This is a genomic window from Novosphingobium sp. Sphag1I (assembly GCF_056279125.1).
This window is the reverse complement of record NZ_JBWBQS010000023.1, coordinates 37,342-54,907: the sequence shown is the minus strand read 5'-3', so window position 1 is coordinate 54,907 and position 17,566 is coordinate 37,342. Positions and strand designations below refer to the sequence as shown.

The 17,566-nt window shown below is 61.3% G+C and carries 13 protein-coding genes; 5 read left to right on the top strand and 8 right to left on the bottom strand.

Translation table 11 applies throughout. The features are described 5' to 3' along the window. Nucleotides 1–34: 34 nt before the first annotated feature. The gene (locus ACZ9HU_RS20320) at nucleotides 35–2,002 is read left to right on the top strand and encodes a pyrroloquinoline quinone-dependent dehydrogenase (protein WP_476107695.1); all 1,968 of its coding nucleotides are present in this window, start codon (nucleotides 35–37) and stop codon (nucleotides 2,000–2,002) included. Beyond that, the gene (locus tag ACZ9HU_RS20315; protein ID WP_476107694.1) at nucleotides 1,999–2,904 is read left to right on the top strand and encodes a ThuA domain-containing protein; all 906 of its coding nucleotides are present in this window, start codon (nucleotides 1,999–2,001) and stop codon (nucleotides 2,902–2,904) included. Before ACZ9HU_RS20320 ends, ACZ9HU_RS20315 begins: the two co-directional genes overlap by 4 nt. Nucleotides 2,905–3,173: 269 nt before the next feature. On the opposite strand, the gene ACZ9HU_RS20310 is transcribed toward ACZ9HU_RS20315, so the two are convergent. The 3 genes from ACZ9HU_RS20310 to ACZ9HU_RS20300 form a co-directional block, all read right to left on the bottom strand. Next, entirely contained in the window at nucleotides 3,174–3,458 is a 285-nt protein-coding gene (locus ACZ9HU_RS20310) for a hypothetical protein (RefSeq protein ID WP_476107692.1), read from the bottom strand. After that, on the bottom strand, nucleotides 3,455–4,450 hold the full coding sequence (locus ACZ9HU_RS20305) for an alpha/beta hydrolase fold domain-containing protein (protein WP_476107691.1): 996 nt from the start codon (nucleotides 4,448–4,450) through the stop codon (nucleotides 3,455–3,457). Before ACZ9HU_RS20305 ends, ACZ9HU_RS20310 begins: the two co-directional genes overlap by 4 nt. 100 nt (nucleotides 4,451–4,550) lie before the next feature. Beyond that, nucleotides 4,551–5,234 carry a TetR/AcrR family transcriptional regulator gene (locus tag ACZ9HU_RS20300; protein ID WP_476107690.1) on the bottom strand — a complete coding sequence of 228 codons (684 nt, stop codon included), beginning with the start codon at nucleotides 5,232–5,234 and terminating at the stop codon, nucleotides 4,551–4,553. 153 nt (nucleotides 5,235–5,387) lie between these two features. On the opposite strand from ACZ9HU_RS20300, the gene ACZ9HU_RS20295 reads away from it, so the two are divergent. Then, nucleotides 5,388–7,139, top strand: coding sequence for a cation:proton antiporter domain-containing protein (locus tag ACZ9HU_RS20295; RefSeq protein WP_476107689.1), 1,752 nt, complete (start codon nucleotides 5,388–5,390; stop codon nucleotides 7,137–7,139). Between the two features lie 30 nt (nucleotides 7,140–7,169). Here the strand turns inward: ACZ9HU_RS20295 and ACZ9HU_RS20290 are convergent, their stop codons facing one another. Next, nucleotides 7,170–7,781 carry a DUF938 domain-containing protein gene (locus ACZ9HU_RS20290; protein WP_476107688.1) on the bottom strand — a complete coding sequence of 204 codons (612 nt, stop codon included), beginning with the start codon at nucleotides 7,779–7,781 and terminating at the stop codon, nucleotides 7,170–7,172. Nucleotides 7,782–7,925: 144 nt separating this feature from the next. Between ACZ9HU_RS20290 and ACZ9HU_RS20285 the strand changes: the two genes are divergently transcribed. Continuing rightward, entirely contained in the window at nucleotides 7,926–8,927 is a 1,002-nt protein-coding gene (locus ACZ9HU_RS20285; protein ID WP_476107687.1) for a LacI family DNA-binding transcriptional regulator, read from the top strand. A gap of 3 nt (nucleotides 8,928–8,930) precedes the next feature. On the opposite strand, the gene ACZ9HU_RS20280 is transcribed toward ACZ9HU_RS20285, so the two are convergent. The 4 genes from ACZ9HU_RS20280 to ACZ9HU_RS20265 all read right to left on the bottom strand — a co-directional run bounded on the left by ACZ9HU_RS20280 (nucleotide 8,931) and on the right by ACZ9HU_RS20265 (nucleotide 14,543). Beyond that, a complete protein-coding gene (locus ACZ9HU_RS20280) occupies nucleotides 8,931–9,794 on the bottom strand; it encodes an ROK family protein (RefSeq protein ID WP_476107685.1) in 864 nt (287 codons plus the stop codon). Between the two features lies 1 nt (nucleotide 9,795). Then, a complete protein-coding gene (locus tag ACZ9HU_RS20275; RefSeq protein ID WP_476107683.1) occupies nucleotides 9,796–10,965 on the bottom strand; it encodes a glycoside hydrolase family 68 protein in 1,170 nt (389 codons plus the stop codon). A gap of 112 nt (nucleotides 10,966–11,077) precedes the next feature. Continuing rightward, nucleotides 11,078–13,126: an alpha-galactosidase gene (locus ACZ9HU_RS20270; RefSeq protein WP_476107681.1), complete on the bottom strand. Its 2,049-nt coding sequence runs from the start codon at nucleotides 13,124–13,126 to the stop codon at nucleotides 11,078–11,080. Further along, a complete protein-coding gene (locus ACZ9HU_RS20265; protein WP_476107680.1) occupies nucleotides 13,116–14,543 on the bottom strand; it encodes an MFS transporter in 1,428 nt (475 codons plus the stop codon). Before ACZ9HU_RS20265 ends, ACZ9HU_RS20270 begins: the two co-directional genes overlap by 11 nt. Before the next feature lie 434 nt (nucleotides 14,544–14,977). On the opposite strand from ACZ9HU_RS20265, the gene ACZ9HU_RS20260 reads away from it, so the two are divergent. Next, on the top strand, nucleotides 14,978–17,509 hold the full coding sequence (locus ACZ9HU_RS20260; protein WP_476107679.1) for a TonB-dependent receptor domain-containing protein: 2,532 nt from the start codon (nucleotides 14,978–14,980) through the stop codon (nucleotides 17,507–17,509). Nucleotides 17,510–17,566: the final 57 nt, after the last annotated feature.

Genomic DNA, 17,566 nt, shown 5'->3' with positions numbered 1-17,566 from the left:
CTAGTTCATAAATCAAAAAATGACGGAGAGTTCGATGCGATGGGGATATGCCGGAATCGCCGGTGCGCTGCTGTCTGGTGCCGCATTCGCGCAGGCGCCGGGGGATTGGGCCACCTATGGCCATGACAAGGGCGGCCAGCGCCATTCGCCGTTAAGGGAAATTACGCCAACCAATGCGGCGCAATTGGCGCCTGCGTGGGTCTATCATATGCGGCCCGCCACGCCCGCGACCACCACGGACGCCAATGCCGATGCGCAGCGGCGCGCCGAAGGACTTCCTGACATGACCGCTGGCGGCGCGCCCACCGGCCCCCGTGCCCGGCGCAGCCGTTTCGCCGGGTCGGAGGTGACGCCTCTGGTCGTGAACGGGCGCATGTTTGTCTCCACGCCCTATGGCCGGGTGGTGGCGCTGAACCCTGATACGGGCGCGGAAATCTGGGTCACCACCATTCCAGGGCCGGGGCAGCCGTCCTTGCGCGGCGTTGAATATTGGGCGGGGGACGCAAATACGCCGCCACGCATTGTGTTCGGTACGCGGGACGGGCGCCTGATCGCTCTGGACGCGACAACGGGTGCGTTTGCCGAAGGGTTTGGCGACCATGGCGTGGTTGAAATGAAAACGCCCGAAATCCTGAATGGCGGCGAGGCGCGCTTTTACGGCATGACCAGCCCGCCCATCGTCTATGGCAACCTGATCATCACCGGCAGCGCGGTACAGGAATTTCCCGCCAAGGGCGCGGCGGGCGATGTGCGCGCATGGGACGCGCGCGACGGCCATCTGGTCTGGACGTTCCACTCGGTCCCGCGCAAGGGCGAGAAAGGCTATGACACATGGGCACCGGGCAGCGCGGAAGGGCGCAGCGGGGTCAATGCATGGGGCTTCCTGAGCGTCGATGAAAAGCGCGGGATTGTGTACATGCCCTTTGGCGCGCCCACCTTTGACCGCTATGGTGGAGATCGGGCGGGCGACAATCTGTTCGGCACGTCACTGGTCGCGGCGGATGCCAGGACGGGCAAATATCTATGGCATTTTCAGGTGGTTCATCACGACATCTGGGATGGTGACTTAGAAGCCGCGCCCTTGCTGTTCGACGCCACGATCAAGGGCCGGAAGGTGCCCGCCGTCGCGGTGATCTCGAAATCCGCGCTGCTTTTTGTACTGAACCGCGAAACGGGCAAGCCGATCTTCCCCATCGCCGAACGCAAGGTGCCCATCAGCGATGTGCCGGGGGAAAAGGCATCGGCCACCCAGCCGTTTCCGTTGGTGACGCCGCCGCTGGGGCGTACCAGCTTTTCGATCAAGAATGACATCACCGATCTGACGCCGGAACTGCATGACACTTGCGCCAAATGGATCGCCGACAATCATATGGTCGAAGGGCCTATCTATACGCCGATCCATCTGGACAAGGTGACGATCAGTTTCCCCGGCCTGCTGGGCGGTGGAAATTGGGGCGGGGCGACCTATGATCCGGCGCAGCGCTTGCTGGTGGTCAACACCCATGATCTGGGTCAGGTGACGAAGATGGTGCCATCGAAAGGTCCGCTGCCCTTTGAAAGGGGGCAGCCTTCGGGCCGGTTCCGCCCTGATAACACCCGCCTGCTGTGCCAGAAGGGGCCGTGGGGCCGTCTGTGGGGCGTGGACATGGTAACGGGCAAGATCCGCTGGCAGGTGCCCTTGGGCATTTCGGATGAAGCGCCGGAGGGCAAGAAACTGACCGGGCGGCCCAACATGGGCGGGGCGATTACGACGGCGGGCGGGCTGACCTTTGTGGGGGCGACTGATGACAATCGCTTCCGCGCCTTTGCCACGGCCACGGGCAAGATGGTGTGGGAGGTCAAGCTGGACGCGGCCGCCCATGCCACGCCCATGACCTATGCGGGGCGTGACGGGCGGCAATACGTCGCCATTGCGGCCACCGGAGGCACATTCCTCGACAGCCCGCTGACATCGGACACGATCACCGCTTTCGCCCTGCCCAAGAAGGAGGCCGGACAATGAAAATCGCCCTTCGCTTTGCCGCTTGCGCGGCGCTGGCCCTTTCGCTTTCGGGACAGACGCCCGCGCCTGTCCCGGGTGCGCCTCGTACGCCTCCGCCCGGCTATCAGGATGCCTATGCGGGAAAGAAGCGCCTGTTGATCATCGCCGATCTGTCCACCGGCAACCAATCCGCCCATATGGCCGTCAGCCATGCCGTCTCGGTCATCGAACAGATCGGGCGCGAGAGCGGGGCCTATGTGTCGTTCATCCGCACCGACATGGACTGGATCACCAAGGGCGAGACCTGGGGCAAGTTTGACTATGCCAAAGGCGGGCCGAAACAGGCGCGGGGCAAGAACCTCGACTATTTCGACGCGGTATTGTTCTACACCAACGGCGACACGACCCTTTCGCCGCAACAGAAGCAGGATTTGCTGGATTACGTGGCCAAGGATGGCAAAGGCTTCATCGGCATCCACACGGCGACGGCCACTGCGGTGAACTGGCCTGAATATGGCGAGATGTTGGGCGGGGTTTTCGACAACCACCCATGGATGATTTCCGACGCCAAGATCATTGTCGAACGGCCCGGATTTCCCGCCATGAAGGCGTTCAAAACCGGCATGGTGCTGAAAGACGAGCATTACCAGATGCTGCCCAACCCCTATTCGCGCGACAAGGTGGATGTCCTGGCCCGCATCGACACGTCCAGCGTCAACATGGCCGCGCCCATGGTTCACCGCAAGGATGGAGATTTCCCCGTCGCTTGGATCAAGAGCTATGGTCAGGGGCGCGTGTTCTATTCCGGCCTTGGCCATACGGACGCCAGTTGGGACGATCCGCGCATCCGAATCATGGTTTTGGAGGCAGTGAAATGGGCGGTCAATGGCGGTGAGAAGCCGGTGCCGCATGGGATGAAGTGAAGGGGGGGAGTTATGCCTCTGGCGGGCAAAGGGCCCGGAGCATTTCTCTTGAGAAATGCGACCAATAAAGACTCCCCTTTGCAATCCCGATAATGGGGTGGTGTTTGGTTGGCGAGATTAAGTTGAATGAAATAAAGCCTGCGGCGCTATTTATTCGCGCCGAAGGCTTTGAAAATTCAAAGGTCGCGCCCGGCACCCATTGGCCGAGCCCATGGCGCAACGCAGACAGTAATGGGAGCGCGAGGGTCTAGACCCTCGCATTCACCCCTTTACTTCCCCACTCCATAAGTCCGCGCCAGATAGGCCACGATCACGTCATAATCCGCGTCCGATACCTTTGCGCCCTTGCCGATCATCTGATCGACCACTTCTGCCCATTTGTCGGCGTCATAGCGTTTGCTGGCGACGATGGCGGGCGGGTGACACGCGGCGCAGGCGGCCTGTACCTCGGCCTGTCCTGCGCCGGTGGGAAAGGTGGGGGCGGCATCCTGTGCCATGACTGTGCCGCCCAGCGATGCAGCGGCGGCAGGCAAGAGGAACCACAGGCGCTTCATTTTGCGGCGACCTTTTTGTCCAGATGGGCGTGCAGAAAATCAAAGGTGGCATTCATCGCGCGCAAGGTAGCCTCGCGGGTTTGCGCGGGGGTTTTGCCGATAAAGCTGTGGTCGACGCCATCGATATAGATGCTATCCACCGGGACGCCTGCGGCCTTCAGCTTTTCCTCGCCAAGGTGCGATTGTGACACGGGCACGGTCTTGTCCTCTGTGCCGTGGATCAGCAGGAAAGGGGGATCCTTGGCATCGACATAGGTGTTGGGGCTGGCCGCGGCGAATTTCTGCGGGGTACAGACGCCGTCGCAACCCAGCAATTTGGCGGCGGCTCCATCCTGTCCGCCGGGGCGGCTGGCCGAAAGGGCGGCGAAATCGAACACGCCGTACCAAATTGCGGCGGCCTGAACGCATTCGCTGCCCGGTGCGGCCTTGGTGCCTTTGGGATCGAGCGAGGTGTCGCCGCAGCTCATCGCGGTCAGTGCCGACAGATGCCCGCCCGCCGATCCGCCCCAGATGCCGGTGCGGGTGGGATCAATGCCAAAACGTGCCGCATTCCCTTTCAGGAAACGCAGGGCGGCGCGGGCGTCCTGAACCTGTGCAGGGAAGGGAGCCTCGGCGGCAAGGCGGTATTCGAGGCTGGCGACGACAAAGCCTTCACTGGCCAAACGTGCCAGCGCGGCGGGGAAATTGGCCAAGGCGCCCGAATGCCGGGTATGGCCCGCCACCCACCCGCCGCCATGGATGAACAGCACGAGCGGTTTGGGGCCGGCTTTCTTGGGCGGCATGTAAATATCGACGATCAACGGGCGATAGCCGGGAATGGTCGAATAGGTGACATCGGCAAGACTGGTCACGCCGCCGGGCCATTGCGTAACATGCACCGGATAATGGTCTTCGAGAACCGGCTTGGCGTCGACCGGAAATACGCGCGGCGCCGCAGACGCCGTAAAAGGCAACGCCAAGGCCAATGCCGTGGGAAGGAAATATTTGCTCATGAGGCCCTCTCTCACTCTTATGTGAACCGGATAGTACACAAGAGTCGCGAGGGCGCAACCGGCCCTTGAACGCAAATTGTATCAGCGGTGATGATGGGCTTCAGCCCGGCTTTACCCAGCGCAGGACGCAATCGATGATTTGTACCCGGCGCCGTGCCTTTTGCGCCGGTTCGGCAAAATCGACGCCGAAATTTTGCAGGAAAGTGTAACGGTTAGAAACGTTGTAAAAGGACAATGCCGAAATCGTCATGTGCAGATCGACCGGGTCGATGCCTTCACGGAACACACCCTGATCGACGCCCTTTTTCAGGATCGCGCCAAGGGCGGCGATGACGGTACGGTTGCGCGCCTGCATGTCGGGGATCTGGGCAATGTGTTCGCCCTTGTGAACGTTTTCGTTCATGACCAGACGCACGAAATCGGGATGTTCAAAGTGATAATCGAAATTGTGCCCGATGATCGCGCGCAACGCCTGTTCGGGCGACAGGTCCTCAAACCTTGCGGCCTGTTCCTGATTACGGATCGTGTCATAGGCGCGTTGCAGCACGGCCTGATACAGCCCGTCCTTGCTGCCGAAATGGTAATAGATCATCCGCTTGGACGTCTGGGTCTTTTCCGCGATTTCGTCGATGCGCGCCCCGGCCAGCCCTTTTTCCGAGAACTCATGGGCGGCCACTTCCAGAATATCCTCACGCGTGCGCAACGCGGTCAACTGGCGCTTGGACAGGCCATTGTTGTCGGAAAAGCCGTTACTCTGGGAAAAGACTGTGCTGTCCTGCGTCACCTTCAATGCCACTCCCGCGGGCCAAATTGATCCAGATACGCCCCGTATTTCGGCCTAGCCTATGCCATGCGCCTTGTCATCCCCGTCGGGGTGGCATGTGGGGGGCGGATATGCAACAAGGCGCAAAGTTCAATCGGAAAGCGTTACGTATTCATGGAAAATGGCACTTCGATGCTGCACGATGGGTTTCTGCTGCTTGGCTTTGCCATGGTCTTTGTGCTGGTGTTTCGGCGGCTGGGGCTGGGTGCGACGCTGGGTTATCTGTTGGCGGGCGCGGTGGTGGGCCCGCATGTTCTGGGCCTTGTTGGCGAGGCCGAACAGAAGATGGGTTTTGCCGAACTGGGCATCACGCTGCTGCTGTTTCTGGTTGGGCTTGAATTGAACCCGTCGCGCTTGTGGAAAATGCGGCGCGATATTCTGGGCCTTGGCATGATACAGGTGGTGCTGTGCGGCGCGGCCTTGGCGGGCTTTATCTATGTGGTCACGATGCTCTCACCCACGGCGGCGCTGGCTTTGGGCATGCCCTTGGCGCTGTCCTCGACGGCGCAGGTTTTGCCGATGCTTCAGGCGGCGGGCCGTTTGCGCACCCCCTTTGGTGAGCGCACCTTTGCCATCCTGTTGTTTCAGGATCTCTCGATCATCCCGATGATCACCATCATCGCCACGATGAGCCGTAATCCCGCTGATGCCAATGGCCCTCCGGGGTGGCAATTGGGGCTGTATACGGTTCTGGCGATTGTGGGGCTTATTTTGGCGGGGCGCTATCTGATCCGGCCCTTGTTCCGCCTGATCGGCAATCTGGGCGAGCGGGAGATGTTTATCGTCGCTGCGCTTTTTACCGTCATGGCGTCTGCCGCGGTGATGGAGGCTTTGGGCCTGTCGACGGCGCTGGGCGCGTTTATCGCGGGCGTGATGCTGGCGGATTCGCCCTATCGGCATGAATTGGAGGCCGATGTCGAGCCGTTCCGCTCGATCCTGCTGGGGTTGTTCTTCTTGGCGGTCGGCATGATGCTCGATCTGCACACCATTGCCGAACGTCCGTTCTTTGTGATCGGCATGGCGATCGGTCTGGTGGCGATCAAGACACTGGTGATCTTTGGCATTGGCAAGATGTTCGGCATGAAATGGCGCGCGGCCTTGGCCTTGGGCATGTTGCTCAGCCAGGGCGGCGAATTCGGCTTTGTCCTGTTTACTCAGGCCCAGCACGCCCTGCTGATCGCGCCCGAAGCCGCCAGCCTGTTTGGCGCCATCGTCACCGTGTCGATGGCCAGCACGCCTTTCCTGATGCAGGCCACCAAGCGGATGCGCGAGGAACCGGCCATCGTGAAGGGCGAGCGTGCCGGGCCGGAAACCGCCGACCGCGCCGCCGCCATCGTCGTTGGCTATGGCCGCTTTGGCCAGAGCGTTGCCCAGATGCTGAACGCCAGCGACATTTCGGTGACCATGATCGACACCGACATCGAAATGATCGACATCGCCAGCAGCTTTGGCGCCAAGGTCTATTTCGGGGACGGCACGCGCCTCGACCTGCTGCGTCTTGCCGGGGCAGAGGAGGCGACCATGATCCTGTTCTGTATGGACGGGGATCAATTGACCGCCGATGCGATTGAGGCGGTGCATCAGGCCTTTCCACAGGCCAGTCTGTATGTGCGCGCCTATGATCGCCGCGCGGTAATCCGTCTGAAAAAGACCCCCGCCTCGCGCATTGTGCGTGAAGTGATGGAATCGGCGGTCCGTATGGCCCGCTTTGCGTTGGAGGACAGCGGCGTCAGCGTCGAGGCGATCAACCGCGCCGAGGAAATGTATCGTGCCAGTGATCGGGAGCGTTTGAAGATCCAGATCGAAGCGGGCGATGTGCGCGCCGCCCATGAAAAAATCATCACCCGGCCTGCGGGCGAGGATTAGGGCAAGGGGGCAATAGCGGCTGCGCGCCCTTTAAACCCGGCGCAGCAGGACGGACAGGTTGTTGGCGGGCATGGGGTGCACGCTCTCCACCCGCAATCCGTTCCGCTCTGCACATGCACCGACATCCTCAAGCTGGCGCAGGCCCCAACGCGGGTCACGTGCGCGCAGATCCTGATCGAAGGCTTCGTTGCTGGGCGCTGTCGCCTGTCCGGCCACGCGATAGGGGCCATAGAGATAAAGCAGGCCGCCAGCAGGAAGGATGGCGCCGGCCCCGCGCATCAGGCCTTCGGTCGCTTCCCATGGGCTGATATGGATCATGTTGATGCACACGATCGCGTCGGCCTGCTTGATCGGCCAATCCTCGCCCGCCGCATCCAGTTCCAATGGCGGCGCAACATTGCCAAGCCCTTGCGCGGCCACCCATGCGGCGATGGATTGGCGCGCAATGGGTGACGGATCGGATGGCTGCCAGTTCAAATCGGGCAGGGCGCGGGCAAAATGGGTAATATGCTCGCCCGTCCCGCTGGCCAGTTCCAGCACCAGCCCGGTCGAGGGCAGGGCGCCGCGCAGCACGTCCAAAATCGGATCGCGATTGCGCGTTGTGGCGGGCGCATATTGGCGCAGGTCCGGCTTGTCCTTCATCGGCAAAAGATGGAGCGCACAGCCCCGACCGTCAACCAGAGAAGGTGATAGCGCCTTGATGCACTTGCGGATCAAAATACCCTTGCAATTGCGCGGCTCTGGCCCAAGAAGTGCGGTCCCTTCGGAAGAAAGCGCCGCAAAGGCATGAGCAGAATTCGCAATATCAAGGAACTGGCCGATCTGGCCGGAGTGTCGACGGGCACGGTTTCGCGCGCGCTGGCGGGCTCAACCTTGATCAGCCTGAAGACGCGCGAACGCATTCAGGCCTTGGCCAAGGAGCATGGGTTTCGCCCTAATCTTCTGGCCCGCAATCTGCGGATTCAGCGCACGAACACGATTGGCGTGCTGATCCCGCTGGGCCATGAAACGGCGCAGCATCTGACCGATCCTTTCTTTATCACGATGCTGGGCCTGCTGGCCGACAAATTGACCGAACGCGGCTATGATCTGCTGCTCAGCCGTGTGATCCCGACGGACAGTGCTTGGCTGGACCGTATCGCCACATCCGGGCGCGTCGATGGATTGATCGTGATCGGCCAATCCGATCAGGCCGCAACCATCGATGCGGTGGCGCGGGATTATCGCCCGCTGGTCGTCTGGGGTGGCTATGACGAGGGGCAGGTCCATTGCAGCGTGGGCAGCGACAACCGCAAGGGCGGCGATCTGGCGGCCAGCCATCTGATCGCGCAAGGGTGCCGCAAGATCGCCTTTTTCGGCGACCCCAAGACGCGCGAAATCGAACAGCGTTTGAACGGCGTGCGCGACGCCTTGGCCCGTGCAGGCATGGGGCAGCCGCATATCGAACCGGCCCATTTGACCGATGAGGAATTCGGGCCGGAAATCGCAGGCTTTCTGGGGCAAGCCGCCGATGGGCCGATCGGCATTGTGGCCGCGTCAGACGTGATCGCGCTCAAAACCCTGCGCGCCATGGCGGTCCAGGGCTTGTCCGCGCCCGGCGATGTGCGCGTTGTCGGCTATGACGGGCTGACGATTGGCGAACATACGGTGCCGCAGCTCACCACCGTATGTCAGGATCTGGCGCGCGGCGCAGAGCATCTGGTGGATATGCTCGTGCGCCGCATCGCGGGTGAGGATACGCAAAGCGTGGTGATGGAACCCGAACTGATCCTGCGCGGATCAGCCTGACGTTTACAGCCCCAGCGCGACGGCCAGCGCGCCCAGCAGGCCCGAATTATCGCCTAGTGCGGGGGCCACGATCACCTCGGCCGGATGGCCCGCGAAATACCCGGCGCCGCTTTCTGTTGCCATTGCGCGCACCTTGTCCAGCAGGCCGGGCGTGGCGGTTACGCCGCCGCCCATCACAATGCGCGCCGGTTCCATGATCGCCTGAAATGTGACGGCGGCCTGCGCCAGATACCATGCGATGATGTCGCCCCCCGGATGCCCGTCGGGCAATTCGGAGAGCGATGCCCCCCAGCGCGCTATGATCGACGGCCCCGCGGCCAGCCCTTCAAGGCAATCGCCATGGAACGGGCAATGCCCCTTGAAATCCCGATCATCGGGATGGCGCGGCATACGGATATGCCCCATCTCCGGATGCGACAGGCCGTGCAGCAGCCGCCCATCCGACACAAAACCCCCGCCGACCCCGGTGCCGATGGTCAGATAGAGCAGCGAGCCGACGGTCTTGCCCGCGCCCCAACGCGCCTCGGCAAGGGCCGCGCCGTTCACATCGGTTTCCAGCCCCACCGGACAGTCAAAGGCGCGCGCAAATGGTCCGACCAGATCGGCCCCGCTCCAATGTGGTTTGGGCGTGCGCGTCACATGGCCCCATGTGGGCGATGCGCGGTTGAGGTCGAGCGGGCCAAAGCTGGCGATGCCGATGGCGTCGGGCGTCAAACCTTGTTCACGGAACCAGCCGATGGTGGCGCCGATGGTTTCCTCGGGCGTGGTGGTGGGAATGCGATGGCGCGCCGCGATGGTACCATGTTCATCGGCGATGCCCGCCACGAATTTGGTGCCGCCCGCCTCGATCAGGCCATATTGCGCCATGTCAGTTCCCCTCAACCCAAGCCTTCTCGCCGTTCAGAGCGATGCGGAATGTGGGGGCGGGTGTACCGCCAAATCGCGCGCGCCGCCATGCCGGATCGTCGAGTTTCGTTTCGGCAGTGCAGGCGGGATAATCGATAAATCCCCAAACATCGAGCGAGGCGTCCACCCACCAGCTATAGGTCTGGAACGGTGCCTCCTCTGGATTGGCAGCGACCAGGCCGGTGCCATTCAGGGGCCGCCACGGGCCAAGCACGTCATCGGCCACTGCGCCATAAACGCCGTTCGGGCCGGAAGGACCATCGGGGGCAAAGACCTTACGCTGGGTTGACCAGAACAGGTAATAGAGCCCGCCTCGATGGATCAGCAGCGGGCGTTCCTGTTCATTGTTCAAACCATCGGCGCTCAGGATCGGGGGCAGGATGTCCCATTCGGTCAGTGCAGCATCACGCGCGCGGGCGATGCCGATACAGCCGTTGAACGCATGGACGGAATCTTTCAGCGATCCGGTAAAGACGATATAGGTCGCGCCATCCTTGGGGTCGCGGAAATGGGCCGGGTCGCGAAACCCCTTGATGAAACCGGGCACACCTTCACGCTGATTGACCAGCATGTAATGCACATTATCGGCCATGATGTTTTCGTGAGCGGCGCTCCATCCGGTAATGGAGAAGCCTTGCGTGTCCAGCTTGCCCTTGGTCTGGAACAGGCGCTGGGCAAAGGAGCGGGCTTCCTCGCCCGGATAGCCAGCGACGGTGTAGAACAGCGTGACCTCGCCGGTTTCGGGGTGCCCCGGATCTGGATGCCAGAGCGCGCTGCCCGCCCATTCGCGGCTGCCGGGATTGAAACCGTCGGGCAGGGCGTGGCCATGGTCGTGCCATGCGCCATCGGGGGTGCGGGTCATCAAACGGATGCGCACGATGTCATGGCGCGCCTCTGGATCGGGCAGGGCAGGGGCGCACAGGATGAACCACAGGCTGGTGCCGTCAAACAGTGTCGTGGTGCCGTCAGCGTTTTGCAGAGGCCACAGATCCCACAGGTCGATGCCGGGCAGGATGGCGCTTACCTCTGCCGGGTCGATGACGGGAATCGTGTTTTGCGGCGACAGGGTGATGGCGCGGACGTGGTCTGCGCGCCATGTCGAAACCGAGGGGGAAACGCTGGGCTGCGTCACTTTCATTCTCTCCCAATGCCTGCTTGAGGCGAATTATAGGCGAAGTTGCGAGGTTGAGCAATCGTTTGCAATTGTTGCCGCGCCCGCTTGGAAACGGGTGGGTGTGGGCGGTTCAGATCACGGTCAGGTCGTAGACCAGAACCTCCTCTCCCTTCATCGGCGGCAGGGGCAGGCCCATGCGGTGCAGCCACGCGCCATCGACCTCCATCGCAGGCGCGCCATCACGGGCAAGGCGATAGCGGCGTGACGGATCGACCATGTTCAGGCGCAGATGGGGTTGATGTCGCATTGTGGTTGGCGCGATGCGGGTGATGATCAACAGCAGTTGTTCTTCATCCCCATGAGCCTGCCAAACGACGCTGTCGCCAACCTCGCCCTGCCACACGCGGCCATGGTGCAGGCGGGTGCGCAGCGCCTTGTACCGCGCAATCGTCGCGGCCAGATCGTCGGTTTCCGCCTGTGTCAGTTTCCGCAAATCCAGTTCCACGCCGAAATGGCCGGGCAAGGCTACGCCCGCCCGGAAAGGCATCGACTGCATCCGCCCCGTCGAATGGGCGGGGCATGCGCCGACATGGCTGCCCATGACTTCGGGCGGCATGAATTGCAGGAAACCGCGCTGGATCGAAACGCGGCTGATCGCGTCGATGCAATCGCTGGTCCAGAAACGGTGCGTATGGGCAATCACGCCCGCATCGATCCGCCCGCCGCCACCGGCACAGCTTTCGATCTCCACATCAGGAAAGGCAGCGCGCAGGCGGGCCATCAATTCATAGGTGCCCAACACCTGTTGTCGGAACTTGGCATGGTGACCCGCGTGGGTCAGGTCGCGATTGTGATCCCATTTGAGATAGGAAATGGGCAATTCGCGCAAATGCTGCGCCATCGCGTCAAACAGGTAATCGCGCACCCTTGGCAGGCTCATGTCCAGCACCAGCTGGTTGCGCGCGCCCAGCAAGGGGCGGCCCGCGATATGCAGCGCCCAATCGGGATGGGCGCGGTACAGGTCGCTGTCGGGATTGATCATTTCCGGTTCGACCCAAAGGCCGAATTCCATGCCCAGATCAACCACATGGCGGGCCAGGGGCATCAACCCATCGGGATATTTGCGCGCATCCACCACCCAGTCACCCAAGGACGATGTGTCATCATCGCGCCCCTTGAACCAGCCATCGTCAAGGACATAGCGCTCGATCCCAACGCGCGCTGCGGCATCGGCCAGCTCCTTGAGCGCTTCGAGATCGTGGGTGAAATAGAACCCTTCCCATGTGTTGAGATGGACCGGGCGGGGCTTCATGGCGCCATCGGGCCATGTCATGCGCGCGCGAATGGCGCGGTGAAAGGCCCATGACACGCCATTGACGCCCTGTGCCGACACCGTCGCCAGAATTTCCGGCGTCACCATGCTTTGCCCCGGCGACAGGCGCATTTCGCCCGGCGCCAGCGCTTCGCCCATCAGCCATTGGCGGCGGCCATCGTCGAGCCATTCGATCGATTGCATGTGATTGCCGCTCCACGCCAGTTGCGCGCCATAGGCGGTGCCATCGGCGCAGGTGACGATAGCGCCGGGAAAGCAATCATGGCTGGTCAAACCGCGGCGGTTTTCTCGCCGCCACTGGCTGCGCGTCAGCACGTCGTCGATGGCGACAAATTCGCTGTTATGCCGCCCGCCATAGGACCGGACGCGATCCGCATCGGGCGGCAAGGGCAGGTTGCCGGAGGCCAGATAGGCGACATCCAGCACATCCTCTCCGGTATTGGTCAGCGTGCTGGAAAGGGTCAAAGTATCCGTGGCCGGGTCAAGCCGGGCCGTGATCGCAACGGCGATGCGGGCCACATCGTCGGCCATGTGAAACGTAACGCCATGGTCGCCCTGTTCCACCCGCGTTGCGGTGATCTGCTGCGCCCAATCCGCGCCCGCGCGGCTGGCCATCAGGGCGCTTTGCGCGAACCAGCCCATGCCCATTGTGGGAAAGATCGACAAAGGCTGATCGAAATGCAGCGAAAAGCTGGGTTCGGGTCGCGTGTCGCGCAAAGGTGCGGGGGGCACCACCCCATCGGGCAGGCGCGGCCCCCAATAGCGCCACAGCGGGGCCTCATCGGGACGCACCTCCCATATCGCGGTGCAGGCGGGTGAATGGAGCGTGACGAATTCAGGCTGCACGAGCAGGTTCCTCGGCATTGTCGCGGACGCGCAGCATCGTCAGGCCCGCGCAGAACAACAGGATGGCGGCAAAAGTGATGGCGTGGCCCGGATCGCGGTTCAGCACATGGCGATAGATCCAGCCGAAGGTCAGCCCGTTGAGCAGCATGGGCACAACGATCATCATATTGAAAATACCCATATAAACCCCGGTCCTTTCGGGCGGGATAGAGCGGGCCAGAATGACATAGGGATTGCCCATGATGCTGGCCCAGCCAAGGCCAAGGCCCAGCGCCGGGATCATCAGGGAAAGGTGGCTACCCAGCTCCGGCATGGCAAGGGTGGTGAAAATGGCCGGAGCCTGCGCCGAACCCGCACCCACGCCGGGCAACATCAAGAGCGAAAGGGCGCAAAGCATCAGCGCCGCCATATGCATTCGCGACGCGCCAAACCGCCGCGCCAGAGGCACCATGGCGAACGCAGCCACAAAGCCAATCAGATTATAGAACGCGCCCAATTGTTGCGTCGTCAGCACCGCGTCGCGAAAGGCCGTGCTGCTCTTGTCCGCCGTGCCAAAGGCCGAACGTCCGATGGAAAGCGCGGCATAGGACCAGTAGATCGAAAAGCCATACCATTGGAACAGGCTCATCCATGCCATTTGCCGCATGGCGCGGGGCATTTCGATGATGGCCTGAACGATCTCGCGCAGGGCGGCGCTGGCCGATTTATCACTGGCGGCGATGCGGGTGCGTTCATCGGGCGTGGTGGGCAATTCGGGAACACGCAGCACCGACCACAGGATCGTACAGATCGACAAAACCGCCCCGATCAGGAACGAGATATGCGTAATCGTGGGGATATTGTGTTCATCCACCGCATTGCGATCCACCCCGAACCAATAGACCAGGATCGATGGGCTGAGAAAGGCGAGGCATTGCGCAAGGCCGGTAAAGGCGCTCTGGCTGAGAAAGCCGATTTCGTGCTGATCCGCGTTCAACCGGTCCGAGACATAGGCCCGATATGGTTCCATCGTCGTATTATTGCCCGCATCCAGCAACCATAGCAGGCTGGCCGCCATCAGCAGGCTGGACGAATGGGGCATCAGGAACAGGCCGATGCTGCACAAAATCGCGCCGATCAGGAAATAGGGCGTGCGGCGGCCAAAGCGTGTATCAGTACGGTCGGACAATGCGCCGACCAGCGGTTGAATCAACAGGCCCGTCATCGGCCCGGCCAATTGCAGGATCGGCAGGCTGGCCTCATCCGCGCCCAACCACGAATAGATCGGCACCATATTGCCCTGTTGCAGGCCAAAGCTGAATTGCAGCCCCAGAAAACCCAGGTTCATTTCAACGATGCGCAACAGCGACAGATGGGGCTTTCGTGTCGACACACTGACCGAATGGGCGGCCAGATCGGCGGGGGCGGCGTGGGCCATGGACATCCTTTCGTGGCGGCCCTCTTTTTGGGGCTGACTCGTTCTTGCGGGTTTGAATTAACCTGTCCCGATGGAAAGTGCAACAATCGTTTGCATTGATTCGTGGTTGATCAGTCCCGGTTTAATCATTTTGTGCCGGAAGGCGATTTTGAGCACCGCCTGTTTTGATCCATTCCGGTGTGAATAGCGCCTAATCCGCATGCCCCATTTGCCATAGTTTAACGCGCGCGCGTGAGAGATAGGGTAGGATGCTATAAAAGAGAGGGCGCGGTTCGACTGTCGCCTATTTGCAACAGGGAGGAAAAAGTAAAAACCGAGAATGCACTCGATTGCAAAACCTATTGCAACCGATTGTTTTGGGGTTTAGAGGCGATTCTATCAGCTGCCCGGAATAATCCGGGGGCGTTCCATACCTCTTGGGGGAGGATCTGATCATGAAATCAGTTTTCAAGTCGTGCGCGTCTTTTGCAGCGTTGAGCCTGGCCAGCCTTTCGGCCTCTGCCTATGCCGCCGAACAGGCGCCTGCCGCCGCCCAGCCTGCATCCGATGACGGGCTGAACGCCATCGTCGTGACCGCATCGACGGGCGACAAGAGCAAGCTCAACAGTTCGATCTCGATCTCGTCGGTTTCGGCTTCGACCATCGCCGATTTCCGTCCCAATTCCCAGGGCGACCTGCTGCGCCTCCTGCCTGGTCTTCAGCCCAATATTTCGGGTCCGGGCGGCAATGGCAACTTTGCCGTGCGCGGCTTGCCCGTGGCCACCGGCGGCGCCACCTTTGTCCAGCTTCAGGAAGATGGCCTGCCGCAGGTTCTGTACGGCGACATCCAGTTCGGCAACAACGACTATTTCACCAAGTTCGACGCGCTGACCGAGAGCGTGGACGCGGTGCGCGGCGGTACGGCGGCCACCATGGCCAGCCAGGCGCCCGGCGCGGTCATCAACTACATCAGCAAGACCAGCAAGTCCGAGGGCGGCTTTGTCGAGCTGGAAAAGGGTGTGAATTTTGACTTTACCAAGGTCAATTTCCGCGATTCCGGCATTTTGTCCGACACGCTGTATTATAACATCGGCGGTTTTGTGAACATCGGCCATGGCCCGCGCCATGCGGCCTATAATGTGTCGAAATCCTATCAGATCCGCGGCAACATCACCAAGGAACTGGGCGATGGCAAAGGCTATCTTCGCCTGCTCTTCAAGGTGGCCGATACGCAGGAACCCAATGATACGGGCGGCATCGCTTGCGGCAATATCACCGGCGGCACCGGCTGGGGCGGCAAGGTCAGCAATCTTTCGCCTTGCGGCAATTTCGACACGCGCAAGCAATCGATCTATTCGATCAACAATGCCTCGTTCCAATATGTCGATGTTGACGGCACGCGCAAGCTCACGCCTCTGAACGGCATCACGACCAATCAGAAGACGCTGCAACTGCAATTCCACTATGAATTTTCGCCGCGCATCAAATTGGACAACAATGCCCGCTACAGCTCGATCAGCGGCGGCTTCTCCTCTGGCTTCTTCAACGCCACGCCGACCTCTGGCGTGATCGGCAGCGCGCCCAATGAATTGACGACCGCCACGGTCGCCTCGATCCGCTATGCCAACGGGCCGAATGCGGGACAGCTGTTCACCGGGGCGCTGCTCAACAACAACACCAATGTCTATACCCGCATCCGCGATCTGGGCAGCTTCGTCAACGATCTGAAACTGTCGGGCAAATTTGACCTGACCAGCAAGATCCGCGCGAATGTCTATGCCGGCTGGTTCTATATGAGCCAGAATATCGCGATGGATTGGCACACCAACCGCACCTTCAGCGAGGCGCAGGGCAGCAATCCGGCGATGCTGGACCTGTATGATGCCTCGGGCAACCTGCTGACGGCCAATGGCATTGCCGGTTATGGCAATAACTGGGGTTCGTGCTGTGCGCGTAATTACGATTACACGTTCACCGACAATGCGCCTTATGTCAGCCTCAATCTGGACGGCGGCGACTGGCAGGTCGATGGCTCGCTCCGTCAGGATTTCAACCATGGGCAGGGCACCGGTTCGATCAGCACCGGCAGGGCCTATACCACCAACGTTTACCAGTATAACGCGGCCAAGGCGGCCTATGTGACGACGGCGATCCCCTATTACCTGCCCGATGCGGCGGCCGAGGTGATCAATTACAGCAAGGACATGACCTCCTGGTCGTTCGGTGGTCTGTATAAGCCGATGCAGAACATGTCTCTCTTTGTTCGCGCCTCGCGTGGTTCGCGCTTCAACGCGGATCGCATGACGTTCAATGGCTATTTCAACCGTGACGGCTCGCTTAACAGCACGACCGGCGCGGCGGCTGTCAGCGATTATGTGAACCAGTATGAAGTGGGTGTGAAGAACGGCGGCAATCTGTTCGGTGGCCGTTACACGGCGGAACTGACGGTCTATCGCTCGAACTTCAACATCACGACCTATGAACTGTCGGCCACCAAATGTGGCGGCGCGGCGGCGGGCTGCATCATCGCCAACAAGTATCGCACGATGGGCGCGGAATTCTATGGCACCTATCGCCGTGGTCCGTTCAACCTGATCGCCAACCTGACCTATAACAAGGCCGAAAAGATGCCCGCGGGCACGTCTGCCTATGTCCGTTCGGACTCCATTCCTGACCTGTCCTATACGTTTGCGGCCAATTACTCGATCACGGACAATGCCTCGGTGGGCGCGAATGTGACGGGTGTGACCAGCACGGTGGACAACAATGGTCTGGAATATCCGGGCGCGGCCGTGGTGGGCGCGAATGTGAAGTACAGCCCGATCAAGAACCTGCAACTGGGCGTCAATGTCCAGAACCTGTTCAACACGCTGACGGCAATGGGGCCGGGCAACAGTGTTGCAACGACCAATGGCACCAGCTCGGTCATCAACATCACCAGCATGGTGGGCCGCACGGTCATGGCGTCGGCGCGCTTCAGCTTCTGATCGCTGTTACAGGTGTGAAAAAGCGGGCGGGCGCGGAAGGACACTTCCGGCCCGCCT

Bases quoted from the DNA above. Each gene is read 5' to 3' on its own strand.
- ACZ9HU_RS20320 (WP_476107695.1), top strand. From the start codon at position 35: ATGCGATGGGGATATGCCGGAATCGCCGGTGCGCTGCTGTCTGGTGCC.
- ACZ9HU_RS20315 (WP_476107694.1), top strand. From the start codon at position 1,999: ATGAAAATCGCCCTTCGCTTTGCCGCTTGCGCGGCGCTGGCCCTTTCG.
- ACZ9HU_RS20310 (WP_476107692.1), bottom strand. From the start codon at position 3,458: ATGAAGCGCCTGTGGTTCCTCTTGCCTGCCGCCGCTGCATCGCTGGGC.
- ACZ9HU_RS20305 (WP_476107691.1), bottom strand. From the start codon at position 4,450: ATGAGCAAATATTTCCTTCCCACGGCATTGGCCTTGGCGTTGCCTTTT.
- ACZ9HU_RS20295 (WP_476107689.1), top strand. From the start codon at position 5,388: ATGGAAAATGGCACTTCGATGCTGCACGATGGGTTTCTGCTGCTTGGC.
- ACZ9HU_RS20290 (WP_476107688.1), bottom strand. From the start codon at position 7,781: ATGAAGGACAAGCCGGACCTGCGCCAATATGCGCCCGCCACAACGCGC.
- ACZ9HU_RS20285 (WP_476107687.1), top strand. From the start codon at position 7,926: ATGAGCAGAATTCGCAATATCAAGGAACTGGCCGATCTGGCCGGAGTG.
- ACZ9HU_RS20280 (WP_476107685.1), bottom strand. From the start codon at position 9,794: ATGGCGCAATATGGCCTGATCGAGGCGGGCGGCACCAAATTCGTGGCG.
- ACZ9HU_RS20265 (WP_476107680.1), bottom strand. From the start codon at position 14,543: ATGGCCCACGCCGCCCCCGCCGATCTGGCCGCCCATTCGGTCAGTGTG.
- ACZ9HU_RS20260 (WP_476107679.1), top strand. From the start codon at position 14,978: ATGAAATCAGTTTTCAAGTCGTGCGCGTCTTTTGCAGCGTTGAGCCTG.